Annotated in this window: 23 protein-coding genes and 9 tRNA genes; 1 reads left to right on the top strand and 31 read right to left on the bottom strand. The window is 43.0% G+C overall.

What is annotated here, in order from left to right; all coding sequences use genetic code 11:
- Positions 1–34 precede the first annotated feature (34 nt).
- The 5 genes from QM870_RS07110 to purD all read right to left on the bottom strand — a co-directional run bounded on the left by QM870_RS07110 (position 35) and on the right by purD (position 4,342).
- Positions 35–262 (bottom strand): hypothetical protein, encoded by a 228-nt coding sequence (locus tag QM870_RS07110; RefSeq protein WP_045760093.1) that lies wholly within the window; start codon positions 260–262, stop codon positions 35–37.
- Between the two features lie 8 nt (positions 263–270).
- Positions 271–1,221: a ketopantoate reductase family protein gene (locus QM870_RS07105; RefSeq protein ID WP_118398196.1), complete on the bottom strand. Its 951-nt coding sequence runs from the start codon at positions 1,219–1,221 to the stop codon at positions 271–273.
- Positions 1,222–2,313, bottom strand: a complete 1,092-nt coding sequence (gene purK / locus QM870_RS07100) for a 5-(carboxyamino)imidazole ribonucleotide synthase (protein ID WP_118398198.1) — start codon at positions 2,311–2,313, stop codon at positions 1,222–1,224.
- Positions 2,300–2,788, bottom strand: a complete 489-nt coding sequence (gene purE, locus QM870_RS07095) for a 5-(carboxyamino)imidazole ribonucleotide mutase (protein ID WP_003015335.1) — start codon at positions 2,786–2,788, stop codon at positions 2,300–2,302. Before purE ends, purK begins: the two co-directional genes overlap by 14 nt.
- Positions 2,789–3,079: 291 nt before the next feature.
- Positions 3,080–4,342: a phosphoribosylamine--glycine ligase gene (gene purD, locus QM870_RS07090; RefSeq protein WP_118398201.1), complete on the bottom strand. Its 1,263-nt coding sequence runs from the start codon at positions 4,340–4,342 to the stop codon at positions 3,080–3,082.
- Between the two features lie 182 nt (positions 4,343–4,524).
- Between purD and QM870_RS07085 the strand changes: the two genes are divergently transcribed.
- Positions 4,525–5,544: a GBS Bsp-like repeat-containing protein gene (locus tag QM870_RS07085; RefSeq protein ID WP_414369181.1), complete on the top strand. Its 1,020-nt coding sequence runs from the start codon at positions 4,525–4,527 to the stop codon at positions 5,542–5,544.
- A 323-nt stretch (positions 5,545–5,867) separates the two neighbouring features.
- Here QM870_RS07085 and purH read toward each other — a convergent pair whose 3' ends face one another.
- From purH to QM870_RS06955, 26 genes are all read right to left on the bottom strand, one after another.
- Positions 5,868–7,415, bottom strand: coding sequence for a bifunctional phosphoribosylaminoimidazolecarboxamide formyltransferase/IMP cyclohydrolase (purH, locus tag QM870_RS07080; protein WP_414369179.1), 1,548 nt, complete (start codon positions 7,413–7,415; stop codon positions 5,868–5,870).
- Between the two features lie 74 nt (positions 7,416–7,489).
- A complete protein-coding gene (purN, locus tag QM870_RS07075; protein WP_070594689.1) occupies positions 7,490–8,038 on the bottom strand; it encodes a phosphoribosylglycinamide formyltransferase in 549 nt (182 codons plus the stop codon).
- A 184-nt stretch (positions 8,039–8,222) separates the two neighbouring features.
- Positions 8,223–9,245, bottom strand: a complete 1,023-nt coding sequence (gene purM, locus QM870_RS07070) for a phosphoribosylformylglycinamidine cyclo-ligase (RefSeq protein WP_070594697.1) — start codon at positions 9,243–9,245, stop codon at positions 8,223–8,225.
- A gap of 30 nt (positions 9,246–9,275) precedes the next feature.
- The gene (gene purF, locus QM870_RS07065; protein ID WP_003009289.1) at positions 9,276–10,715 is read right to left on the bottom strand and encodes an amidophosphoribosyltransferase; all 1,440 of its coding nucleotides are present in this window, start codon (positions 10,713–10,715) and stop codon (positions 9,276–9,278) included.
- A gap of 12 nt (positions 10,716–10,727) precedes the next feature.
- The gene (locus QM870_RS07060) at positions 10,728–14,453 is read right to left on the bottom strand and encodes a phosphoribosylformylglycinamidine synthase (RefSeq protein WP_155168305.1); all 3,726 of its coding nucleotides are present in this window, start codon (positions 14,451–14,453) and stop codon (positions 10,728–10,730) included.
- A 63-nt stretch (positions 14,454–14,516) separates the two neighbouring features.
- Positions 14,517–15,224 carry a phosphoribosylaminoimidazolesuccinocarboxamide synthase gene (purC, locus tag QM870_RS07055; protein WP_070594691.1) on the bottom strand — a complete coding sequence of 236 codons (708 nt, stop codon included), beginning with the start codon at positions 15,222–15,224 and terminating at the stop codon, positions 14,517–14,519.
- A 150-nt stretch (positions 15,225–15,374) separates the two neighbouring features.
- Positions 15,375–15,623: an acyl carrier protein gene (locus QM870_RS07050; RefSeq protein ID WP_021154192.1), complete on the bottom strand. Its 249-nt coding sequence runs from the start codon at positions 15,621–15,623 to the stop codon at positions 15,375–15,377.
- Between the two features lie 3 nt (positions 15,624–15,626).
- Positions 15,627–16,622, bottom strand: coding sequence for a phosphate acyltransferase PlsX (plsX, locus tag QM870_RS07045; RefSeq protein WP_021154191.1), 996 nt, complete (start codon positions 16,620–16,622; stop codon positions 15,627–15,629).
- Positions 16,619–17,398 carry a DNA repair protein RecO gene (recO, locus tag QM870_RS07040; protein ID WP_049486261.1) on the bottom strand — a complete coding sequence of 260 codons (780 nt, stop codon included), beginning with the start codon at positions 17,396–17,398 and terminating at the stop codon, positions 16,619–16,621. The genes plsX and recO overlap by 4 nt, the downstream gene beginning before the upstream one ends.
- A complete protein-coding gene (locus tag QM870_RS07035; RefSeq protein ID WP_201089984.1) occupies positions 17,382–18,563 on the bottom strand; it encodes a pyridoxal phosphate-dependent aminotransferase in 1,182 nt (393 codons plus the stop codon). The genes recO and QM870_RS07035 overlap by 17 nt, the downstream gene beginning before the upstream one ends.
- A 155-nt stretch (positions 18,564–18,718) precedes the next feature.
- The gene (gene srtB / locus QM870_RS07030; protein WP_155168302.1) at positions 18,719–19,567 is read right to left on the bottom strand and encodes a class B sortase, LPKTxAVK-specific; all 849 of its coding nucleotides are present in this window, start codon (positions 19,565–19,567) and stop codon (positions 18,719–18,721) included.
- A gap of 88 nt (positions 19,568–19,655) precedes the next feature.
- Complete coding sequence (gene abpA / locus QM870_RS07025) at positions 19,656–20,276, bottom strand: amylase-binding adhesin AbpA (protein ID WP_070594694.1); 621 nt, start codon at positions 20,274–20,276, stop codon at positions 19,656–19,658.
- Positions 20,277–20,498: 222 nt separating this feature from the next.
- Positions 20,499–20,639 carry a hypothetical protein gene (locus tag QM870_RS07020; protein ID WP_173018797.1) on the bottom strand — a complete coding sequence of 47 codons (141 nt, stop codon included), beginning with the start codon at positions 20,637–20,639 and terminating at the stop codon, positions 20,499–20,501.
- 49 nt (positions 20,640–20,688) lie between these two features.
- Positions 20,689–21,663, bottom strand: a complete 975-nt coding sequence (locus QM870_RS07015) for a ribose-phosphate diphosphokinase (RefSeq protein WP_021154183.1) — start codon at positions 21,661–21,663, stop codon at positions 20,689–20,691.
- 178 nt (positions 21,664–21,841) lie between these two features.
- Positions 21,842–23,092 (bottom strand): peptidoglycan hydrolase PcsB, encoded by a 1,251-nt coding sequence (pcsB, locus tag QM870_RS07010; RefSeq protein ID WP_155200042.1) that lies wholly within the window; start codon positions 23,090–23,092, stop codon positions 21,842–21,844.
- Positions 23,093–23,185: 93 nt separating this feature from the next.
- Positions 23,186–23,686 carry a rod shape-determining protein MreD gene (gene mreD / locus QM870_RS07005; RefSeq protein WP_195529594.1) on the bottom strand — a complete coding sequence of 167 codons (501 nt, stop codon included), beginning with the start codon at positions 23,684–23,686 and terminating at the stop codon, positions 23,186–23,188.
- A gap of 1 nt (position 23,687) precedes the next feature.
- Positions 23,688–24,506, bottom strand: a complete 819-nt coding sequence (mreC, locus tag QM870_RS07000; protein WP_195529595.1) for a rod shape-determining protein MreC — start codon at positions 24,504–24,506, stop codon at positions 23,688–23,690.
- Between the two features lie 62 nt (positions 24,507–24,568).
- Positions 24,569–24,656: transfer RNA gene (locus QM870_RS06995), tRNA-Ser, on the bottom strand.
- Positions 24,657–24,660: 4 nt separating this feature from the next.
- Positions 24,661–24,734, bottom strand: a tRNA-Ile gene (locus QM870_RS06990).
- 33 nt (positions 24,735–24,767) lie between these two features.
- Positions 24,768–24,838 (bottom strand) — tRNA-Gly (locus QM870_RS06985).
- 16 nt (positions 24,839–24,854) lie between these two features.
- A tRNA-Phe gene (locus QM870_RS06980) sits at positions 24,855–24,927 on the bottom strand.
- Between the two features lie 3 nt (positions 24,928–24,930).
- Positions 24,931–25,004 (bottom strand) — tRNA-Met (locus QM870_RS06975).
- 9 nt (positions 25,005–25,013) lie between these two features.
- Positions 25,014–25,103 (bottom strand) — tRNA-Ser (locus QM870_RS06970).
- Between the two features lie 10 nt (positions 25,104–25,113).
- Positions 25,114–25,187, bottom strand: a tRNA-Ile gene (locus tag QM870_RS06965).
- 16 nt (positions 25,188–25,203) lie between these two features.
- Positions 25,204–25,277: transfer RNA gene (locus QM870_RS06960), tRNA-Met, on the bottom strand.
- Between the two features lie 6 nt (positions 25,278–25,283).
- A tRNA-Pro gene (locus QM870_RS06955) sits at positions 25,284–25,357 on the bottom strand.
- Between the last annotated feature and the right edge of the window lie 51 nt (positions 25,358–25,408).

The raw sequence follows: 25,408 nt of genomic DNA, 5'->3' as shown, positions 1-25,408 counted from the left end.
GATGTTTTACATCAGTTAGCAAGCGGCAATCACTTTATTCAAATTCTTCTTTCCCGATCCACACAGATGGATAGTGATCGAGTGTATTCAAATCCGTATCCAGCGGGACGTCATAGATAGCTAAATAGTTTTCAGGATATTGAGCAGTCAGCTCTTCATACTTAGCTTTTACTTTTTCGTGATCGCTACTAGCATATAAGACTTCGACGACCGCTCCTGTCTTCTCTTTTTCGACAAATGCGTTGACAATGAGTTGAATCATAAAACCTCCTAAATCGAAATGCCCTTCATATTTGCTTCCAGAATAGGCATCTTGACACCTAACTCCTGACCAGTCTGATAAACACTTTGACAACAATAGAAGATGTCCTGTTTATCATTGTGTAAGGTCATGATTTTTCGGGTCAGCTCATTTTTCGCAAACATGACTTTCATGGCTTTGCCGGCTATCCAAGCGGGAATTTTGTAGGGTAAGAGTTCTGCCTTATAAAGCTTCAAATTCACCCCACGCGCTTCTACGACTTTCAAAGTTTCTCGAATGGCCTTGATGGCTAATGATAATTCCGAAGAACTATTCATCAAGTTCAAAGCCAATTCTTCTGGGTTTTCCAGATTCCCTGAACGAGCAGCTGTCGAAGTAACACCCGCATTAATCGCCATGTGAATCCAAATCCACTCAACCATATCATGAGGAACTTCCCACTTCAAATCTGCAGAAGTCAGTAAATCCGTCAGATCCGCATAGTTAGAAATGTGTGCTTTTTGCTCACCTTCGAGCATTAAATGGTCAAACAAGACACCATCCAAATGGTCCTCTTGCATATGACCACCCGCTGTCGGAAAGGCCAGAATATAGTCGTAATCCCCTGCCCACTCTTGGACCTCTTCTCGAGTATCCCAGAAATTACAGAAGAAAACAAGGGTGCCTTTGATATTATTTTTTCGCAAGGTCTCCACAGCTTCTTTGACAAAACCATGACGCACACTCAGAAAAATAAAATCATATTCCGAATCAGCTTCCGCCACATGAACCTCATAGGTGTCGTGTTTGTTCTCACCTTTGGAATGATAGCGACCATCTAGTAGATCAACCGACAACTCCTTCGGAGCTGTACTTTTCTTACTATCTCTCAGTACGTGTTCCACTTGATGGCCTGCTTTTTGAAAGGCGTAGGCATAAGTGGTCCCGATGACTCCAAGTCCTAGAATCGCGATTTTCACTTAAAAATCAATCCCTTTCCCGAACTCAACCACACTATCTGGTTCACTACTAAACAAGGTCACATGTCCCATTTTGCGGTTGTGCTTTGCTTCTAGTTTACCATATAAGTGGAGGTGAGCGCTTGGATTTTCTGTCACATATGTTTCAGCAGCTTCGACGTGTTGGCCGAGTACATTGAGCATGACAGCAGGCGCATGGAGGTGAATAGCAGGAAGTGGTGCTCCGAGAACTCCTAGAATATGGGTATCAAACTGTGAAAAGTCGCAAGCTTCGATTGAGTAGTGCCCTGAATTATGTGGGCGTGGCGCGATTTCGTTGACGATGATATCATCAGCTGTCGCAAACATTTCTACACAAAGTGTACCAGACAAGTTCAGTTGTTCTGCGATTCGCACTGCCATGGCCTTGGCTTTTTCAGCTAGACTTTCTGAAATGCGAGCGGGTACAATGGTTTTTGAAAGAATGTTGTTGCGGTGGATATTTTCCTGAACGGGGAAAACCGTCACGTCCTTGCCATTTCCAGACACGATGACCGAAATTTCAAGGTCAAAGTTGACGAACTCTTCTAAAACGCAGTCTGCTGAGTCCGCTAAAGTGTATGCTTCTTCCAAGTCTGCTTCTGAGCGAATGACCTTCTGACCATGGCCATCGTAACCACCGGTCGCTGTCTTAAGGACATAATTTTTCGAGAGGTCGATATCTGCCAAGTCTTTGCTAGAAGTTACGACCTTGTAAGGGGCCACAGTGATTTGTGCTTTGTTGGAAAGAAAGTCCTTCTCAAAAATGCGATTTTGGGAGATGCGAAGCAGGTCAGTTCCTTGTGGGAGCTGTCCTTCTTTGATAACAGCGTCCAAACCGTCAGCATCGACATTTTCAAATTCATAAGTGAGAACATCACAGCGATCAGCCAACTGACGAAGGGCGTCTACGTCGTCGTAAGGGGCCACGATGATTTCCGCCACACGAGAGGCTGGGCAATCCGCTGCTGGATCCAAGGCGATAACCTTGTGGCCCATGTAGATAGCTGAGATTGCCATCATCTGACCGAGCTGGCCACCACCGATGATGCCAATGGTTTTAGTTGAGCTCATTTGTAGACTCCTCTGCGATTTTTCCTTGTTCTTCTGCGAAATCTGCTAACGCTGTCGCAATAGCCTGATCCTCTACTGAAAGGAGACGGAGGGCAAAGAGGGCCGCGTTGGTCGCACCAGCTTCACCGATTGCCATGGTTGCAACAGGTACCCCACCTGGCATCTGAACGATGGAATAGAGCGAATCTACACCGCTAAGAGCACGTGATTTGACGGGTACGCCGATAACTGGAAGGGTTGTTTTAGCAGCAACCATCCCTGGCAAGTGAGCTGCGCCACCTGCACCCGCGATGATGACCTTGATGCCACGGCTACGTGCTTCTTCGGCATGTTTGAACATGAGGTCGGGCGTCCGATGGGCGGAAACAACTTTCTTTTCATAAGCGACACCGAAGTTGTCGAGGACTTCAGCTGCTTTTTGCATGGTTGCCCAGTCGGATTTTGAGCCCATGATAATGGAAATTACTGGTTTCATTTTTTCTCCTTTTTTGATAATGGTCTTAGGTGGTGGGGACGGAAGCAAACCTTCGGTTTCATTCCTAAACATTGAGCCTAAGGTCTCAATGTTTCCCCCGACCAGAACAGAAACTGTTCTGGTCTTTTCACCACGGCGACCATTATCGGGTTTGGCGACTTCGTCGCCTAAAATAGCAATGATATTTGAAAACTCGAAGAAAACCACAGAGTGACAAGGCAAAGCGACGAAGATAGAACTAACGTTCAGCAAGGAGCTTTAACACAGGCAATCGAAGGTTTTCAAAGAGTTTTATTTGTTAGCCTTACTACCAATATCGTTTCGGTAGAAGAGGCCTTCTGTGTTTTGTTTGTCGAGTTGGTTATAGATGATATTTTGACCATCTTTGACGGTGTCCGCTGTTGTGACAAGCATGTAGACGCGTCCGCCATTTGAGAGAAGGTCTTGACCATTTTCAGCAAATTTTGCACCAGCATAGTAAGTGATGATGTCGCCCTCTGCCTTGGCTGGAAGCTTGACACCTTTCTCATAAGCGAGTGGGTAGCCGTTTGAAGCTACAACCACGCCCAATGTCACACCCTTGTCCGTCCAAGTGATGGCTGGCTCTTTTCCATCCAAAATGTCAGTGATATTTTGCGCAAAGTCAGATGTCAAACGAGGCAAGATAATTTGCGTTTCAGGATCTCCAAAACGAGAGTTGAACTCGATGACTTTCGGTCCATCAGCTGTCAAGATTAGCCCCGCGTAAAGGACACCTAGGTACGGACGCCCTTCTTTGATCATGCTTTCAAGAACTGGCTTGACAATGATGTCAACCGCTGTGTCAACCACGCTCTGTGGCAAGTGAGGAACTGGTGCATAGGCACCCATCCCACCAGTGTTAGGACCTTTGTCGCCATCGTAGGCACGTTTGTGGTCCTGAGCCGTCGGCATAATGTAGAACTTATCCCCATTGACAAAAGCAAAGAGAGAGAACTCTTCCCCGTCAAGGAATTCCTCGATGACCACACGCGCACCTGAATCACCGAATTTATTGTCTAAAAGCATCTCGTGAGCGGCTTCAACTGCCTGCTCAACTGTCTCCGCAACGACGACACCTTTCCCTAGGGCCAAGCCGTCTGCCTTGACGACGATTGGAGCTCCTTTTTCTTCGATGTAGGCCTTGGCTTCTTCGAAATCTGAATATGTGCCATAGGCTGCTGTCGGAACGTCGTATTTGACCATGATTTCCTTAGCAAAATCCTTAGACCACTCCAGCTCAGCCGCAGCCTTGGTCGGACCAAAAGCCTTGAGACCCGCTGCATTGAAATCATCCACGATACCAGCCGCAAGGGCATCATCTGGACCGATAAAGGTCCAAGCAATATCATTCGCTTTTGCAAAGTCAATCAGCTTAGAATGTTCGGAAATTCCGATATTGATCAAATCCAGACCATCTAATCGCATCCCGTCATTACCAGGAGCCACAAAAACCTGCTCAACGTCTTTAGACTCCAACAATTTCTTAGCAATCGCATGCTCACGACCGCCAGATCCAACAACCAAAAGTTTCATCTCGAACCTCTTTTGCGAATTATTTTATTAAATTATATCATAATCGTTCGTTTTATTCTAATGATTTCAGCAAAAGTCTCCTATTTCCAGTAGAACCCAAACATTTTTTGCTATTTTCTCCTATTTCTCATTTTTTTCCGAATAGTATAGGTGAGACCTACTAATTGACGAAAAGGAGTATTATGCAAACAATCAAAAAATTTGTCGTGCTGACTTGTGCGACATGGGGGATGCAAGCCTCTATTGCCCATGCAGATCAAGCGACCAATGCTATCTATGCCGAAAAAGGGCAGCTGATGATTCATCTTGGAAACGTCCCGGATAAGTATCAAAAGATCCAAGTTCCCGTCTGGTCTGACCAAAATGGCCAAGATGACCTGATTTGGTATCCTGTAGAACGCAGTGACAAGGGATTTGACCTACAAGTGCCATTGACCAATCATTCTGATCAAGCCGGACTTTATCATGTCCATGTCTATGGGGTGGAGGCAAATGAACAGCTAACCGGCCTTTACCCTCTCACGACCAGCGTCCAGCAAAAAGACCTGGCTTCCTCCCAACCCAAGATTACGATCACACCCATCTCCTCACAAGAATTTGAGGTAGACCTAAAGTTGTTCGAAGACGTTGACGAGATTGTCTTCCCCATCTGGTCTGAAGAAAATGGGCAAGATGATCTGGTCTGGTATCCCGCAAAGAAGATTGCACCTGGACATTTCCAACTGCGCTTTCAGGCTCAAAAACACAAGGGAAGCGGGTTATTTCACCTACATGTCTATCAGAAAAGCCAGGGACAACTAAAAGGGCTATTCCCCACTAGCTTTCAAGTGGAAAAGGCAAAGCCAAAGCTCACTCCACTCGCGACACACCCGGGAAACACCTATCCGATCGGTGAATGTACCTGGGGAGCCAAAGAATTAGCCCCTTGGGCCCACAACTGGTGGGGAAATGGCGGCATGTGGGCAGCTAGTGCACGCGCTGCTGGATTCCGGACAGGAGATACCCCCGAGGTCGGTGCCATCGCCTGTTGGGACAATGGGGTATATGGCCATGTTGCCTTGGTTACAGACGTCGAACATGACCAAAAAATTCAGATCCAAGAGGCTAACTACAACGGCCATCGCTATATCGACAACTTCCGTGGTTGGTTCGATCCAACCAACCCCATCTGGGGAACCGTCACCTACATCTACCCAGATTAAGGTCTTCATAACCAGCAGAAAGGGAGTGGGAAAGAACTCAGACTATTTAAAAAAGGTTGAAAAGGTTCCCCAAACCTTTTCAATCTTCCCACCCCGCACAGCTTCAACAGTCTGGGAGACTGTTGAAGGTTGTGGATAAAGGAAACTTTGTTTCCTTCATTAGGTTATCTTTGGAGCTTAAAAAGCGAAAAAAGATTTAGGAAACTTGCTTCGCAAGTCCTATCCGCCACCTCAAAGCAGTGCTTTGAGCAATCAACCACTGCGTCTTGCAGTTATTCCTATCAAACATCAAAGGCTGGACATTTTTTGCCCAGCCTTTTTGATTAATGTCTAAAATGTCTGACTCCTGTAAAGATCATGGTCAAGCCGTATTTATCAGCCGCTTCGATTGACTCTTGGTCACGAACTGATCCACCTGGCTGGATGATCGCTTTAATCCCTGCTTTAGCGATTTCTTCCACATTATCTGCAAATGGGAAGAAGGCATCTGAAGCAAGAACAGCACCATCAAGATGGTCTTTGGCTTGGTCAATAGCGATGCGGACTGAAGCCACACGGTTGGTTTGACCTGGGCCAACACCAAGTGTCATGTGGTCGTTGGTCACGATAATACCATTTGATTTCACATACTTGATAGCTTTCCAAGCAAACTCAAGAGCTGTCGCTTCTGTCTCAGTTGGTTGGCGTTTGGTAACCACTTGCCAGTCAGCTGGACTTTCTTTGACCACGTCTTGGTTTTGAACGAGGAGACCACCAACAACACCAGTGTATTCTGCTTCCACTTCACTAGCATCTTGAGCGTCAAATGGTAGCTCAAGAATCCGCAAGTTTTTCTTCTTGGTAGTCAAGATTTCAAGCGCTTCGTCTGTGTAGCTTGGTGCAATGATGATTTCAAGGAAAACACCATGCATCTTCTTAGCTGTCGCAGCATCTACCTCGCGGTTGAGAACGACGATACCACCGAAGATGGATACTGGGTCAGACTCATAAGCGTAGTCCCAAGCAGTTTCGATGTCGTCAGCTTGACCAATCCCACATGGGTTCATGTGTTTAAGAGCCACAACGGTTGGACGGTCTTTGAAATCACGGATGATTCGGATAGCGGCATCCGCATCACGGATATTGTTGAAGGACAATTCTTTCCCATTCAACTGTTTAGCGGAAGCAATAGAGTAATCCGTTGGCAAAGCTTTTTGATAGAAGTCTGCGTCTTGTTGAGGGTTTTCCCCATAACGCATTGGTTGCTTGAGATCATAAGTCAGAGTGAGTTTTTCAGGTTTTTCTTCACCCACTTGAGCAGTGAAGTATTCTGCGATCAAAGCATCATAGGCTGCTGTGTGGCGGAAGACTTTCGCTGCCAAACGTTGGCGAGTTTCGTAACTTGTTTCGCCGTTGGCTGCCAATTCGTCCAAAACCACGGCATAGTCAGCAGGATCTACCACAACTGTTACGCTAGCGTGGTTTTTAGCTGCTGATCGAAGCATGGATGGCCCACCAATATCGATGTTTTCAACCGCATCCGCGTAAGTTACGTCTGGTTTAAGAATCGTTTCCTTGAATGGGTAAAGGTTGACCACAACAAGGTCAATCAATTCGATATTATTGTCCTTAGCTGCTTGAAGGTGGCTATCGAGGTCACGACGAGCGAGGAGACCACCGTGGATATTTGGGTGGAGGGTCTTCACACGACCGTCCATCATTTCTGGGAAACCAGTCACATCGTCGATGGCAATGGTATCAACACCAGCATTGTCAAGGGCAACTTTAGTCCCACCTGTTGAGATAATGTCCCAACCAAGTTTTTTAAGTTCTTGGGCAAATTCAACGATGCCCGCTTTGTCTGAAACACTAATTAGTGCGCGTTTAGTCATTTTCTTTCTTTTCCTTTTTAAAAAAGTTCTTTATCTGCTACAGTCGAAAATGTTCTTTCCGATCAATGGCTTCCTTATTTTCGTGCTACTCCCAAACGTTCCAAGACTTCTGGATAGAGCTTGTACTCTGTTTCATGGATGCGAGTTTCGAAAGTATCAAGGGTATCCCCTTCAAGGCGCGGCACGCGCACTTGCTGAATAACCTTACCGGTATCAACACCAGAATCCACCCAATGAATGGTCACACCGCTCTCAGCAACACCTGCATTCCAAGCATCCTCAATGCCATGAGCACCAGGGAATTCAGGGAGATAAGCCGGGTGAATATTGATGATACGGCCTTCATAAGCTGCTAGCAAGGTTGGACCGACGATTTTCATATAACCCGCCAAACAAACCAAGTCAATCTGGTATTCATCCAAGAGTTTGACGATAGCTTCTTCATAAGCTGCTTTATTGTCAAATTCCTTGAGTTCAAAGGCATGACTAGCCACACCAAGGTTCTTGGCACGTTCTAAGACATAGGCATCCCGGTGATCTGAAAAGACAAATTCTACTGGAAATTGTTCTGCAATCACCTGAAAGTTTGAGCCGTTGCCAGAGGCAAATACAGCGATTTTCATATTCGATACAAAGGGACGTTTCGGCTAGCCGAACAGTTTCGTAGAAAAATAGGAAATCATTGCTGGGTGCTTGCACACAAAATAATTTCTCTTTTTTCCTAGAAAATGAGTCCCGTGTTCAGTTAGGCTAGCTAACTAAACACTCCTTTCTACAATTTCTCCGTATAAAATGGTGATATCACCATTATTTAATCACCACACTTGCGCCATCTTTCTTCACAATACGACCGATTTCATAAACAGGTTCGTCAAGAAGTTCTTTAACACGTTCCACATTTTCTGGTTTCACTGCAAGCATGAGACCAATCCCCATGTTGAAAATTTCAAACATTTCTTCATGCTTGATTTGGCCATATTTTTCAAGGGCTTTGAAAATTGGAAGAACTGGCACTTTGCTTTCGTCAATTTCAGCAGCCAAGTCATCTGAGAACATACGTGGTACATTTTCGATGAAACCACCACCTGTGATGTGGGCAATTCCGTTAACCAATTCTTCTTTGATGAGTGGCAAAGCTGCTTTGACGTAGATACGAGTTGGTTCCAAAAGAACGTCTTTAAGTTTCTTCCCTTCCAATTCAGGGAGAACTTCTTCACCTGTATAGTCCGCAAAGACACGACGAACAAGTGAGTAACCATTTGAGTGGATACCGCTTGAAGCAAGTCCAAGAATCACATCCCCTTCAGCCACTTTTGAACCGTCGATAATTTGAGATTTTTCTGCAACACCGACAGCAAACCCAGCCAAATCATAGTCATCTTCACCATACATACCAGGCATTTCAGCTGTTTCCCCACCGATAAGGGCTGCACCAGCCTGCACACAACCTTCTGCAACACCAGCAACGACCTGTTCCAATTTAGCTGGTTCATTTTTACCAGTTGCGATATAGTCAAGGAAGTAAAGGGGCTCAGCACCTGCAGCGATGATATCGTTAACACACATGGCCACACAGTCTTGACCGATCGTATCGTGTTTGTCGTACTTGATGGCAAGCATCAGCTTAGTACCAACACCATCTGTACCTGAGATCAAAACAGGCTCTTTGACACCTGCTTTTGAAAGATCAAACATGCCACCGAAACCACCAAGAGCTCCCATGACACCCGCACGTTCCGTACGAGCCACATGTTTTTTGATCCGTTCAACAACTTCATAACCCGCTTCAACATCCACACCAGACTGTGCATACGCATTTTTATTTGTCATTTGTTTCATTCCTTTTCTTTTGCACTGCTCTTAATAGAAAGAAGTATGTTCTTTCAAACTTTCCACATAGCGTTCTTCGTAGTCATATAAAGGCGTTGGATATTTTCCATCAAAGTAAGCCACACAAAGACCGCCATTTGGAGCATCTGTATCAATTCCAATAGAATCAATCAAGCCATCGATTGACAAATACGTCAAGCTATCTGCACCAATAATATCGCGTGTTTCCTCTACTGTGTGATTGGCAGCAATCAATTCCTTACGTGTTTGAATATCGATCCCGTAGAAACATGGGTAGGCAAGGGCTGGGCTACCGATTGCTACGTGGACCTCTGTAGCTCCTGCTTCTTTCAATAACTTCACAATTCGACGTGATGTTGTCCCACGTACGATAGAATCATCAATCATGACAACCCGTTTGCCTTTCACGACACCGGATACGGCAGAGAGCTTCATCCGAACCCCTTGCTCCCGTAGTTCTTGTGTTGGTTGAATAAAGGTCCGTTGGGTATATTGGTTTTTAATCAAGCCCATTTCATTTGGTAGGCCAGATTCTTCCGCAAATCCCATGGCTGCGCTAAGTGATGAATTAGGTACACCGACCACAATATCTGCTTCATGTTTGAATTCACGTGCCAATTGAGCGCCCATACGTTTACGTGCTGTATGGACATTGACCCCTTGGATATTGGAGTCCGGACGGGCAAAGTAGATATACTCCATCGAGCAAACAGCCAATTGGGTGTCCGTTGTATAGTTATCGTAAGTGATGCCGTTATCATCGATGATCACGACTTCACCTGGATTCACATCGCGGATCCACTCAGCACCAACCACTTCAAAGGCACAGGTTTCAGAGGAAACTACGATAGCGCCATTGGCCATTTTCCCAATCGAAAGAGGACGGAAACCATTTGGATCCAAGGCCGCAATCAGCTTATCTTCCAGCATGAGAAGGTAAGCAAATCCACCTTTCACCGTATTCAAGGCTTCTTTCACCTTACCCATGAAAGAAGGGTTGTGGCTCCGACGAATCAAGTGGGCCAAGATTTCTGAATCAGAAGTTGAGCTAAAGATCGCTCCGTTATTTTCCAACTCCCGTTTAAGGGACTTGGCATTGGTTAAATTCCCGTTGTGGGCCAGTCCAAACTGGGTATCATGAAAGCGAAAGAGGAAGGGCTGGATGTTATCCACCGAAGCTTCCCCAGCTGTCGCATAGCGAACATGGCCAATCGCTCCCGTTCCTGTTAACTTATCCAAGTTAGCAGGATTTCGAAATACTTCTGAGAGAAGACCCGTATCACGATACCGTTTTAGTTGACCCGCATCATTCGAAAGGATCCCCGCCCCTTCTTGACCACGGTGTTGAAGACTGTGTAATCCGAAATAAGTCAGTTTTGCAGCATCTGGGTGTCCCCAGATCCCAAAAATACCACATTCTTCATTAAGAGATTTAACTTCGTATGTCATGTTGTATACCTTTTATTTTCCAGTAAAGTATTTAACCGCTGATGCAAAGAGATGTTGGTCTTTATTTCCTGGAATATTTTGGAAGAGACCATCTTCGAAACGTTCTGAGTGACCCATCTTACCAATAATTTGACCGTTCTTACTTGTGATACCTTCGATAGCATTTACAGATCCGTTAGGATTATATTTAGAATCCATGCTTGGTTTACCTTCGAAGTCAACATATTGGGTAAAGATTTGACCATTGTCACGAAGCTCTGCGAATTCCTCAGCTGTCACGACAAATTTACCTTCACCGTGTGATACTGGAATGGCATGGATGTCCCCAACTTGCACTCCAGCAAGCCATGGTGAGTTGGTGTTGGCAATCCGTGTTTCAACCATCTTAGCCACGTGTTGGTTGGCATCATTGTAGAAGAGGGTTGGACTGGTGCTACTTGCATCTTCAAAGTTACCGTATGGAAGAAGACCTGATTTAACAAGGGCTTGGAATCCGTTACAGATACCGATGATCAAACCACCGCGTTCAATGAAGTGATCGATGGCTGCACGTACTTTTTCATTGAGCAAGATGTTCACGATAAATTTAGCTGATCCATCTGGTTCATCCGCTGCTGAGAAGCCACCTGCAAAGAAGATAATGTTGGCTTTTTCGATGTTGTCAACCATAGTGTCAACAGACTTGACAATCGCCTCTTCATTCAGTGTGACAAATGGTACCAAGTTAACTTTTGCACCTTCTTTTTCAAAGGCCTTAGCTGAATCGTACTCAGAGTTAGTACCTGGGAATACTGGGATGTAAACCACTGGTGTATCAACTGTTTCTTTAGCTTTAATCACAGCATCTGATGCCACTGCAGGTACTTCTTCCAGCTCAGTTGCCTGTGCAAATTCCGTTGGGTAAACCTCTTCCAATTTACCTTGGAAGGCACTGTCAAGTTTGTGTCCATCAAGCGTTACACCGTTGACAGTGAGTGTAAAGTCAGTCACTGTTTGTCCGATCTTGGCAACACCTGCAATTTCTTCAGGCGATGTGAAGACGAATCCACCCAATTGGGCTGTCAAGCTAGTGTCAAGGTCAGCTAATTCGACGTTTGCTCCGATATGGTTCCCAAATGTTGCAAGAGCAAGCGCTTCAACGACACCACCATATTTGACAGCTGATGCAGATGTGACTTTATGATCAGCTTGGATGGCTTCAAATTGAGCAAAGTTAGACTTGATAAGATCGAAGTCAATTTCTTGTGCCAAAGCTTGACCAGGAATGTAGTAAATATTTTCACCAGCAGCTTTGAATTCTGGAGAAAGAATCTTACGGCTATCTGCAGTTGTGACCCCAAAAGCAACCAAGGTTGGTGGTACTGTCAATTCTTCAAAGGTACCAGACATCGAGTCTTTACCACCGATAGATGGCAAACCAAGTTGAATCTGAGCTTCGATTGATCCAAGGAGAGCTGAGACTGGTTGACCAAAACGCTCTGCTCGTTTATCCATACGCTCGAAGTATTCCTGATAAGAGAAACGAGCCTTAGACCAGTTTGCACCAGCAGCAACCAAACGAGCTGTGGCTTCGATGACCGCATAAGCAGCGCCATGATATGGAGACCATTCTGCTACATAAGGGTTGAATCCTTGCGCCATAACAGATGCAGTTGTTGTCACGCCATGTTGGACTGGCAATTTCTGTACAGAAGCTTCCGTTGGTGTGATTTGGTAGCGACCACCAAGTGGGTGATTGACTGTTGAACGACCAACCGAGCTATCAAAGATGGTTTGTAACCCTTTTTGACTGGCATGGTTCAGGTCAGCCAAGACTTCAAGAGTATCCGCTTCAAGGGTTTCAGCAGATGTTTGACGTTCTTCTGGAAGCTTGACATCCTTGTCAACCACCTTAGCATCTACAACCACACGTACACCGTTTGTATCAAGGAAACGACGTTCCAAATCAACGATGGTTTCACCATTCCAGTGCATGACAAGATTTGGTTTTTCAGTTACTGTTGCAACGACAACAGCATCAATATTTTCTTTGTTACATTCAGCAACGAAAGCATCTACATCTTCTGGACGAACCACTACAGCCATCCGTTCTTGAGATTCTGAGATAGCAATTTCTGTACCGTTCAAACCTTGGTATTTCAATGGCACTTTGTCTAGATCAATTTCAAGACCATCTGCCAATTCACCGATCGCCACACAGACACCACCGGCACCAAAGTCATTTGATTTCTTGATCAGACGGGTCACTTCCCCATTACGGAAAAGACGTTGAATCTTACGTTCTTCGATGGCATTCCCTTTTTGAACCTCAGCACCAGCTGTTTCAACAGATTCAACCGTTTGAACTTTAGAAGAACCTGTCGCACCACCGACACCGTCACGTCCAGTCTTACCACCAAGCAAGATAATCACATCACCTGCTTCAGGTTTTTCACGGACAACATTTTCCTTAGGAGCCGCACCGACAACTGCACCTAGCTCCATACGCTTAGCAACGAAACCTGGGTGGAAGTATTCACGAACATAAGTTGTTGCAAGACCAATTTGGTTACCATATGAAGAATAACCATGAGCCGCTGTTTTAGAAATCACTTGTTGTGGCAATTTACCAGCGCGAGTTTCTGAAATTGGAGCCGTGATATCACCAGCACCTGAGATACGCATGGCTTGGTAAACGTATGAACGACCTGACAATGGGTCACGAATGGCACCACCGATACAAGTAGCCGCTCCACCAAATGGTTCAATCTCCGTTGGGTGGTTGTGTGTTTCATTCTTGAACATAAGAAGCCATGGTTCTTTGACACCATTGACATCCACTTCAATTTCAACTGAGCAGGCATTGATTTCATCAGACACTTCCATGTCATCCAAACGACCATTAGCACGCTCATAACGGCCAAAAATAGTCGCCATATCCATCAAGGTTTGAGGTTTTTCGGTACGTCCCAACTCATCACGCATGGCAATATACTTGTCATAAGTCGCTTGCAATTGTTTTTCAAATTTAGAAGCTGAGAAGTCGATGTTTTTCAACTCAGTTTCGAAAGTTGTGTGACGGCAGTGGTCAGACCAATAAGTATCCAAAACCTTAAGCTCAGTCTCAGTTGGTACACGTCCAATGGATTTGAAGTAATCTTGAATGAAGAGAAGGTCATCCACTTCCATTGCCAATCCTTGCTCAGCCTTATACTGTGCAAAATCTTCTGCCGTATACCTTTCAAAGAAATCCAAGCTTGGAATGGTCTTGTCAGACTCAGAGAAATCCTGTTTCGCAATGCCAACAGTGATATCTTTGAAACGAGAATCCACTGGGTTCAAAAGGTAGTTTTTAACAGCTTCCAACTCATTCGCATCGATATCCTTGTTAACCAAGTACAATTGCGCTGTATTCACTGTTACGTCATTTGAACTACCCAACAACAGCAAAGCTTCTTGTGAAGATGTCGCACGTTGGTCAAATTGACCAGGTAAGCTTTCGATCGCAAAGAAAGCATATTTCTCAAGATCAGTCTGAACCGTAGCTTCATCCAAAACAGTATCGGTCACTTGCTCAGAGAAGATGTGTTTTTCCGCACGCGCAAACAAGTCCTCTGCCAAACCAAAAACATCGTAAACCTGAACAATCCGAAGATCCTTCAAGGTTTTCAACTGAAGATTATGCTGCAATTCTTTTACTAAAGAGTCCGATTTCACACGAAAATCAGCTTTTTTCTCAACGAAAATACGTTTATCCATTTTATTTCCTTTACTTCTATTCAAAAATGCTCTTGAAGACGAAGGTTTTCCGTTTCAACCAAATTATTTCAAGTCTTGCAACTTCTCTAACACAACCTTATATACATCCGTTAGGCTACCCAAATCTCTACGGAAAACATCCTTGTCCATATGGTGCCCTTCAGCATCCCAAAGGCGGCAATTATCTGGAGAGAATTCATCTGCCAAGATGATCTTGCCATCCTTATCAAAACCAAATTCCAATTTGAAATCAATCAAGCGAAGACCAATTTGTGCAAACCAATCCTTCAACAATTCATTGATGCGACGTGTTTCTTCCTTGATATAGGCAATTTGCTCATCATTGGCAATATCCAAGAACTTCACATGCTCATCATTGATGAATGGGTCATCCAAATCATCGTTCTTGTAGTAAAATTCAACGATTGGAGTTTTCAAGTCCAAACCTTCTTCCACGCCAAAACGTTTAGAGAAAGAACCCGCAGTCACATTACGAAGAACCACCTCCAAAGGAATAATTTTTACTTTCTTGTTGAGTTGTTCTGTGTCAGAAATACGTTCGATAAAGTGAGTAGCTACACCCGCAGCATTCAATTTTTCAAAAATAAGAGACGAAATCTGATTATTTAGCACACCTTTTCCCTTAATAGTCTCCTTACGAGCCCCATTAAGCATGGTTGCCTGGTCCTTATAGACCGACTTAATCACATTTTCGTCCTCAGTAGTATAGATATCCTTAGCTTTTCCAGTATAAATCAGTTGATTGGTCATGACTTTGTTCGCCTTTCGTATTTTATCACCTTCATTCTATCACATACAAAGTGTATTTTCAATAAAATTCCGTACAATATAAGCAGAATCCGAATAAAAAGGACAGAAAAAAAGATCATCCAGAATAATCTCTGAACGATCCCTTTTTCATTAGTGACCAGCAGTTCGTTTTTCGATATAGTCGACAACATCCCCTACTGTGTTAAATTCATCAATAGCCTTGTCCGGAATCTCAATTTGGTATTCATCCTCAAGATTGATAATAAATTCCATCAATTCAACAGAATCCGCCTGTAAATCCTTACGTAAGTCAGATTCCAAAGATACTTGAAAGTCTGGACCCTTGCGATCTTTGAGAAATTCCTCAATTGTAACTAAAATTTCGTTTTGTTTACTCATACATTACCCTTCCTTCGATAATTCCTTCACTGATTTTCCAACAACATCTGTCTCTAACATGGTCCGAATCTGACGAATCGTGCTATAGACAGCTTTGGCATCACTCGAACCATGCGTTTTAACAACAGGTGCTTGAAGACCAAACAAGACCGCTCCTCCAACATCTGAGAAATCCAAGGTTTGCTTCAATGATTTCAAACGGTCCTTGAGCAGAAAAGCTCCTAATTTCGCCTTCCAGTTTCCTGTGGCAATTGCTTGTTTCAATTGCTTCAAGATCCCAAAAGCCGTTCCTTCCATCGTTTTCAAGACAGCGTTTCCCGTGAAACCATCCGCCACAACGACATCAGCAACGCCATCCATCAAGTCACGCGCTTCCACGTTTCCAACAAAATGAATCGACTCATCCTCAGATAACAATTGGTAGGTTTCCTTGCGCAAAGGATCTCCCTTACTAGCTTCTGTCCCATTGTTCAATAGACCCACGCGCGGTTTTTGAATCCCACGAACATTTTCAGCATAATAGGACCCCATCACAGCATACTGATGCAAGTGCTCCGGTGTATTTTCCGCATTAGCACCCAAATCTAACATGTCATACCCACGACCATCAACCGTCGGAAGTGTCGACATCAAACCTGGACGTTCCACGCCCTTGATGCGGCCAACAATAAAGAAACCTGCTGCCAACAAGGCACCTGTATTCCCCGCAGATAGCATGGCATCGACCTCACCATCCTTCACATCCTTGGCAGCTAAGACCATCGAAGCCTGTTTCTTCCGACGAATGGCCCGCGTTGGCTCATCATCTGAATCGATTTTTTCTTCCGTATGCACAATCGATACACGTTCTGTTGCGGTTAAATAGTCTTTGATTTTTGCCTCATCGCCATACAAGACAATCTCAATATCATCAAAATCACGAATGGCTTGATTCACACCTTCTACCAAGGCTTGAGGTGCATTATCGCCCCCCATTGCATCTACTGCAATTTTTTTCATGTTTCACCTCCAGATGAATCTTTCATAATCGCTCCCCAATCACTCAAGGAATCGATAAACTTTTTAGCTTTTAAATGGATCCCTACATACTCCTCATACAACTGATCAATTGCCTGACGCAGAGCTGCTTTCATCTCTGCTTGTAGAGAAATCGTCTCTAACTCATTGAATCGTACTGCTTGAAACTGATCCAATAAATAGAGAACATTCGGATGCCAGTGAGCGCGTCTCTCATCCTGATCATAATGATCCGGACAAAGGACCCCACTATAGCGAAAAGAGTAATCAAAAGGAAGTCCAACCCGATGACAGAAACAGCATTCATGCAGATTCAAGATAACTCCAAATCGTGATAGAATCTGAATCTCAAAAATATTGGTCAAAACCTCATAATCCAGTCCCTCTTCCATCAAAGACAAGGTCTTTTCCAAAAAAGCAAACAGGGCTGGATCCACCTGATTATCCTGAATACTTGCATCTGCAAGCGCCAGAACATAGGTCGCATAAGAAAGGGCAAAAAGATCTGCATTGATTTTCTTATAAACCTGCACATCTTGAAAATCATCAATATAACTCAAGCCATCATCATTGATTTTCAGCAACATATCCGCCGTTACCAAAGGTTGTAACATGGGATTCAATCGTGATTTTCCCGCATGTTTCACAAAAAACATCCGCTTACCTGACTTCTCCGTGAAGATCTTGACCAATTTGTCATCCTCACGAAATTCCCGATTATACAGCACAATGCCCCGGGTCTCAATTGACTCCAGCATGTTCTTCCATATACTCCTTCAAGCGTTTCATAGCTTCCTTGATAACCTCCATGCTGGCTGCATACGACAAACGCACATAACCTTCGCCATATTGACCAAAAGCAGCACCAGGAATAAAGGCAACCGCTTTTTCACGCGCAAAATCCTGCAAGAAAGCAAAGGAATCTTGATTATAACCAGCTGGGATTTTAGCAAAAATATAAAAGGCACCATCTGGCTTAATCATCTCAAACCCAAGCGCGGACATCTGTTCGATAATATAATCCCGACGCTTCACATATTCCTTCTTCATCGGTTCCGCATCATCTCGACCTTCCGTCAAAGCTTCGATCGCAGCATACTGGTTCATGGTTCCAGCAGCCGTTACCAAATACTGATGGCTCTTGATGAGTTGGGCCGTCAACGCAGCCGGGGCAAAGATAAAGCCAAGTCGCCAGCCTGTCATGGCATGAGATTTGGACAAGCCATTGATAACAATGGTCTGCTCAGGAATAAAGGAGGCCATAGAGACATGCGCTTCTCCAGTATAAGTTAGCTCTGAATAAACTTCATCACAAATCACAAAGACTTCATATTTTTTTAGGACAGCAGCCAATTCTGCCATCTGTTCGCGCGAATAAGTGACACCCGTTGGATTAGCTGGATAATTGAGAATAACAGCCTTCAATTTTTCACCCTGCTCTAGAATGGCCTTTTCCAACTTTTCAGGAGTCAAGACAAAACGATCTGCTGTCGTATCAATTTCGACAATTTCCGCCCCAACCAAATTCACAATCGGTTCATAACCAGGATAAGCCGGCGCCGGAAGAAGTACTACATCCCCAGGTTCCAAGATTGCTGTCAAGGTTGCAGATAGGGCTTCAGTCGCACCGATCGTCACCAATATCTCATCTTCAGGACGGTAGTAAATACCATATTTATCAGCCACAAACTGACTCGCAGCCTCACGCAAAGCCAGCAAACCACTCATCCCAGTGTAATGGCTAAAATTCGCATCAATGGCAGCCTTTCCTGCTTCTTTTACATGTTCAGGAGTTGTAAAATCCGGTTCCCCCAAAGTCAAACGCAAGACACCAGGAATGGAAGAAATTGATTGATCGAACTGACGAATCAAAGAAACTTCAATCCGATTCAGATTTTTATTAAAACGTTTCGTTAAATCCATAGAACACCTCCAAAAACACTTATATTCATTATACTATAAATAGGACCCCATCGCAAAAGAACAAGCCAGATCCCCACCTTTTGCTGACCACCAAAGGACATTTCAAAAATCCTTCCATGAAAAAAAGACTTAGCAATGCTAAGTCTTTCAAGCCATTATTGTTGACCACGTGTTGCCACATATTTCAATTGATCCGCATGTTTTGCCACAAAATCCTTCATTTCTGAATCAGGAATTTGACGAAGGTAGAGGTTAGAACGAATGGTTTCATCCTCTTCACGACAAGTTGACAATACTAAGTATTTATCAGATGCTTTGATCTTGATATTAGGATTCTTCGTACGAGCTGACTCATAGATATTCTTCAATTGTGTCGTAAAATCATTGTCATCAGTAAAGCTTGTACGGTAGAAAGCGGTGTCCTCTGGGACAATGACCAATCCCATTACTTCATAATAATATTTCCGCTCTGGTGTCTCAATCACAACATACGGATGTTGGTCCAAATACTCTTGTTTGTCATAGTAGTTGACATCATTAAACATGCGATGATCGCCGACCTTACTACCACGAGCATGACCAAACAACCAAGTCAAACGATCACTGAAGTCTTTCTTGTTGTCCATATCCATGAAGACTGTCCCCATGTATGGTTCATTTCCACCATCAAACGTCTTATTCAAATAAGTTTCATTGTCAGTGGTTTGTACAACAGGTTCATCCAACTCAGTACCCGGTGCATAGACATAAGCAATTGCCTCAGGGTTAACAGCTGTTAACTGAGCAAAACGATTTTTCAAGTAATCTTTTTCTTCTTGGCTTGGTTCATATTTAGTTTCTTGCTTGGTTGAGCTTGTTCCAGTTGTTTTTTTAGCCGTGCCAGATGACTTAGTTCCTCCAAATGGATTAAAGAAAATAAATCCAGCAACAAGAACAACAACTGCAACAAGAGCAGCAATTACAAGACCCAATTTATTTGAACTTTTTTCCCCAGCTCTTTTCATTGATTGATCTCCTCTTGATGATTTTTTCTAAAAAATAACACTGAACCCGAAGGTCCAGTGATATTTTACGAGCTAATTAATAATCAAATTATTTAACTGCGCTTGTTTTTGGAAGAGCTTTACCAGCTTGTTTTGAACCAGCTTTACCAGCTTCTGCTTTTTTAGCTGCTTCTTCTGCTTTAGCTGCGTCAGCTTTAGCTGCGTCTGCTTTAGCTGCGTCTGCGTTAGCTTGTTCTGGATTAATTCCATGTTCTTTCAAGTAACGAGCGTTAGCTTGTTCTGGAGTTTCATTCAAGATATAGTAACGGCCTTCTTTTTTCTTAGCTGTGTTTTGAACAGTTTGGAATTGTTGTACATATTTGTTACGTACGTTCAAGAATGCAGTATTGAATGCTGCTTCATAAGCTGCTTTCTTTTCTCCGTAAAGGTGTGAACCACCTTCAACAGCATCAAATTCAGCTTTAGCTGCTACTACTGCTGGATCAGCCGCTGCTTCAGCTTTGATTTCGTCCATGTGACCGTTAAGGTATTCTTCAACTGTACGAGCACTTACAAATTCAGATTGATCATAGTATTTTGAAGCGACGTCAGTATCTTGAGGTCCTCTAGGATTGTTAGCTCCACCGTTGACTCCACCTTCGGCAAGAACTGGTGCTGCTGCAGCAAATACTGCAAGAGCTGCTACTGATGATAATAAAACTTTTTTCATTGTTTTATCTCCTTTTTTCTTTTCAAAAATTATTCGTTACTTCGTAACTATGACTAGTATACTAGGATATTCTGCCTATGTCAAGACTTTTTCCATTATTTTTTAAAAAAAGTTTAATCTTTTGATCCATTTGAGATATAGAACTACGAATTTAAAACCATCTTGGAAAAATACTCTATTCATATATAAAAATGTATTTAAAAAATAGAAATCTTTTCTATCCTATTTCACCACCCCATTTTTTGGCAATCGTTTCTTGGGCAAACTAGGATCAGCCTTTGCTTCTAGTTCTTTAGCTGCTTGAACCAGTTTTTTCCGTTTCTTTTCTTTTTTTAGATTTTCCAACCATTTTCTGATTTCCATTTGTATATCCTCCTAAATAAAAGAGGCCAGTTACCCAGCCTCCTTATTGTTAACATTTTTTGGCATTTCCGATTTCAAATAGAGGAGAAAGAGGGCGATTTTCGTGAATGCGAACAATGGCCTCTGCAAGGAGTTTCGCAATCGAAATTTGCTCAATCTTATCAATTAATCGATCTTCCGGTAGATAAATCGTATCCAACACCACCAACTTCTTAATGGCTGATTTTTGAATATTGTCCATCGCTGGTCCTGATAAAACAGGGTGAGTACAGCTCGCATAAACTTCAACAGCACCTGCTTCTGCAAGGGCGTCCGCGGCATGACAGATTGTACCAGCTGTATCAATCATATCATCAATCAAAATACAAGTCTTGCCTTCAACACTCCCAATGATATTCATCACTTCACTCGTATTCATCTTATCGACACTTCGACGTTTATCAATAATCGCAATCGGTGTCTTCAAAAATTCAGCTAATTTTCGAGCACGAGTCACACCACCATGGTCTGGACTGACAACAACATAGTCTTTCCCAATCATCCCACGACGTTCAAAATAGTCGGCGATCAAAGGCGCACCCATCAAGTGGTCAACAGGAATATCAAAGAAACCTTGAATCTGAGCGGCGTGCAAATCAATTGTCAAGAGGCGATCAACACCAGCAACCTCAAGCATATTGGCTACCAACTTAGAAGTGATTGGTTCACGAGCTCGAGCTTTCCGGTCTTGACGAGCATAGCCGTAATATGGCATCACCACATTAATGGATTGCGCACTAGCCCGTTTCAACGCATCTACCATAATCAAAATTTCCATTAGATTATCGTTAACCGGCGAGCTAGTGGATTGCAAAATATAAACATCTTTCCCACGGATTGATTCTTCAATATTAACCTGAATTTCTCCATCAGAAAATTGACGAACCGTTGACTTTCCAAGTGGTAGTCCCATTTCTCGAGACACACGTTGAGCCAATTCTTGATTTGACGACAAAGCAAAGAGCATTAAATCAGAAAATGACATGATTTCCTCCAGTAAAATCTAAAACCATATTGTACAGTCAGCACAAATTTCTCCTGTAACCATTTTATCGCTTTTTAAGCAAATATTCAAATATTAATTTATGGAAACTACAAAATCTATCACTACCTAAATTCTATCAAAAAAGAAGCAGAACAAATGTTCTGCTTCAGTGTAATTCTTAGTTTGGATAGATATAAGTAACAGTACCTTGTGCTGTTGTTGGGTTAAACCAACCACGGTAGTTCCCAATACTACGGATACCATTATAGTTAGACTCAGAGACTTGGATGCTCGTTGTAGATTGAACGGCTGTAACAACTGCTACGTGTCCATATCCACCATCATTCCAACATGCAATGGCACCAACTTGTGGTTGAGATCCTGTACGGAATCCTGCTGCCGCTGCACTTGCTGCCCATTGTCCACCATTACCCCAGTAATCACCAGCCCATGGAGCCAATGTCTTCGCACCCCATGTACATTCACCAACTGGATAAGATGATGCAGATGTACTATAAGTTGGACGAGAAACAGTTGCTGCTGGAGCTGCTGGAGCTGCTGCTGCTTGAGTTTGAACAGCAGGTTGAGCTGCTGCTTGAGTTTGTGCAGCCGCTGGTGTTGCAGCAGGTGTTTGTGCTGCTGCCTGAACTTGTGCTTGAAGAGTTGTATTAGCAGAAGCTTTTACAGCTGCTTGTTGTTCTTTTTGTTTTGCACGGTAAGCTGCCTCAGCTGCTGCCGCTGCTGCCGCTGCTTTTTCAGCTTCAGCTTTTTGTTGCAACAAAGCGTTCTTTTCGTTTTCAGCAGATGATTTTTCAGCTGCCAAATTCAATTGTGCCACTTTCAACTCAGCTTCTTTAGTTGACAAAGCTTGCGCATCATCTTCTAATTGCTGTTTATTTGCAATAACAGTATTGATAGCGTCGTTGTTTTCTTTTTGTTTTTGTGCAATATCTTCTTTATCACGTTTTTGCTCTTGCAACATTTTGTTGTTAGCATCTGCAATTTCATTCATAGCAGAAATACGTGAGATAGCTTCTGTCAAAGATCCAGAGCTAACAATCGCATTAATATAGCTTGTTGCAGTTCCAGTTGTTTGAGCACTACGTGCTTGATTTGCAAGTGATTCTTGACGAGCAACAATATTTTTTGACAACTCATCGATCTCAGCTGACAATCGTTCAGATTCTTCATTCAAACGGTCATTTTCAGCTTGAAGATTTTCTTGTTGTTGTTTAATTTCAGATACTTGACCTTGGATTTGATCTACCTGAGCTTGTGCACTTTGTTGTTGTTGATTAATACTATTGATTTTGTTATCTTGAGCAGCAATCTTATCATCTGTTGAATCAGCTGATACACCAGCTACGACAGCACCTTGTGATAAAGCAACTGTACTCAATAAGATTGTGGCAAATAATTTTTTCTTCATTAGATAAATTTTCCCTTTCTAATAAGACACTAACTAGTATAACAAATTTTTTGAAATTTTATATTACGCTATTGTTACATTTTTATTGCGAGTTTATAAATAAATCTTTTCAAGTAAAGGCTGTAATACTAATAATAGAAGTACATTCAAAATTAAACTTGGGGAAATTTGGTAAATAATTAGTGTAATCCAGTTAAATTTTATACCGATAAAAAGAACCAAAAGAAGGTTTGTTAAAATCTGAAATAATAGAATCGTTAATAAAAATGTAAAAAAACGAGTCAATCGATTGACTAAAATAATCTGATTACACCGATAAAAAATCACCTGAAGTAAAGGAAATACTAGGAAGGCAATTCCTAGAGTGTGTAAAAAATACACATCAAAACAAAAACCAAAGAAGACTCCCCACCAAATACTAGCTATCTCAGAGAAATAGAGACTCAATAACATAAAACCATATAGAAATAAAAATGAAGTAGGTTCAAAGGAGTTTGGACAGAAACGAGAAATAAGAAGAGAGATCTGCCCGTCAACAAATAAAGATAAGAATAAGATTAAAGGGAAAAAATGGTACTTACGTATGACTTTCACACTACTCTCCGATCAATAGTACATAACGATTGACATCTAAATTAGCCTTTGGTTTCACACGAATTTCTTGCCCTAACTGATCAGATGCCTTTTGAGTAGAAGTCACTGTACCAAGAGGTAAGTCACTACTCTTATATTTTCCTAAACCACTTGTTGAAACCAGAGATCCTTTTTTAATTTCAACTGGATCTCCAATTTGCAACAACCGAAACTCACCCGTCTTCTCATCATAACCATTTAATAAGGCAAAAATAGATTGACCTTGACTCTCAATTTTAAACGTCAGGTGTTGTGAAGAAATAGTATCTTCGACTAATAATTTTACTTTACTAGAATGTTTCTCTATACTTTCTACCACACCAATGACGCCACCAGACGAAAGAACAAACATAGAATCAGAAATTCCATCTGAACTACCTTTATCAATAACAAATTCCTGATCCCACGAACCATAATTACGGTCAATAATCTCACTAACGACTTGTTTAGAACCCGATACAGAATTCTTGATTGACATCAAATCCTTTAATTCTCTATTTTCTGATTCCAAACGGTTAAGTTTTGACTGGTCTATATCCTTTTGATAAAGACGTGATTTTAACGAACGGTTTTCATCATTTAATTCAGATAAATTCTTTAAATCCTTTGCCTTAGATTCCACAAAAACAAATGGTACCGATACTGTCTTATCAACAATAGCTAATAGATCAGAAGATTTTAAAACAATCGAAGTTCTAACAGATGGAAAAAGAAATAAAATTCCTGAAACAGTTAAAACAAACACAAAACTAAAAATTTTAAAGAATCGATTCAAGAACATAGACAAAACCTTCAAAAATATAAAAAATAGTTTGAGATGACATCTCAAACTTCGAAATTATACGGAGAATGGGGGATTCGAACCCCCGCGCCGGTTACCCGACCTAACGATTTAGCAAACCGTCCTCTTCAGCCTCTTGAGTAATTCTCCAAAATGGGCACGAGTGGACTCGAACCACCGACCTCACGCTTATCAGGCGTGCGCTCTAACCACCTGAGCTACGCGCCCAAGTTAAAAACTTGGTAAAGAACCTATGTTCAAAGCGGGTGACGAGAATCGAACTCGCGACAACAGCTTGGAAGGCTGTAGTTTTACCACTAAACTACACCCGCTTATTATTAAAAGAAATGGCGCGAGACGGAATCGAACCGCCGACACATGGAGCTTCAATCCATTGCTCTACCAACTGAGCTACCGAGCCAAATTGCGGGAGCAGGATTTGAACCTACGACCTTCGGGTTATGAGCCCGACGAGCTACCGAGCTGCTCCATCCCGCGTTAATATTAAGGAGGATGTGGGATTCGAACCCACGCACGCTTTTACACGCCTGACGGTTTTCAAGACCGTTCCCTTCAGCCGGACTTGGGTAATCCTCCAAGATAACAATGGACCTTGTAGGACTTGAACCTACGACCACTCGGTTATGAGCCGAGAGCTCTAACCAGCTGAGCTAAAGGTCCAACAAGATCAACAATATAGCGGCGAAGGGGATCGAACCCCCGACCTCCCGGGTATGAACCGGACGCTCTAGCCAGCTGAGCTACACCGCCATAATATCGGGAAGACAGGATTCGAACCTGCGACACCTTGGTCCCAAACCAAGTACTCTACCAAGCTGAGCTACTTCCCGATCTAAAGCTACCGCTTTATGCACCCTAGAGGAGTCGAACCTCTAACCGCC

Source organism: Streptococcus parasanguinis, assembly GCF_047463195.1.
In the GTDB taxonomy this organism is placed as follows: Bacteria; Bacillota; Bacilli; order Lactobacillales; family Streptococcaceae; genus Streptococcus; species Streptococcus parasanguinis_R.
The sequence above is the reverse complement of the archived record's forward strand: the minus strand, read 5'-3'. Positions and strand labels throughout refer to the sequence as shown.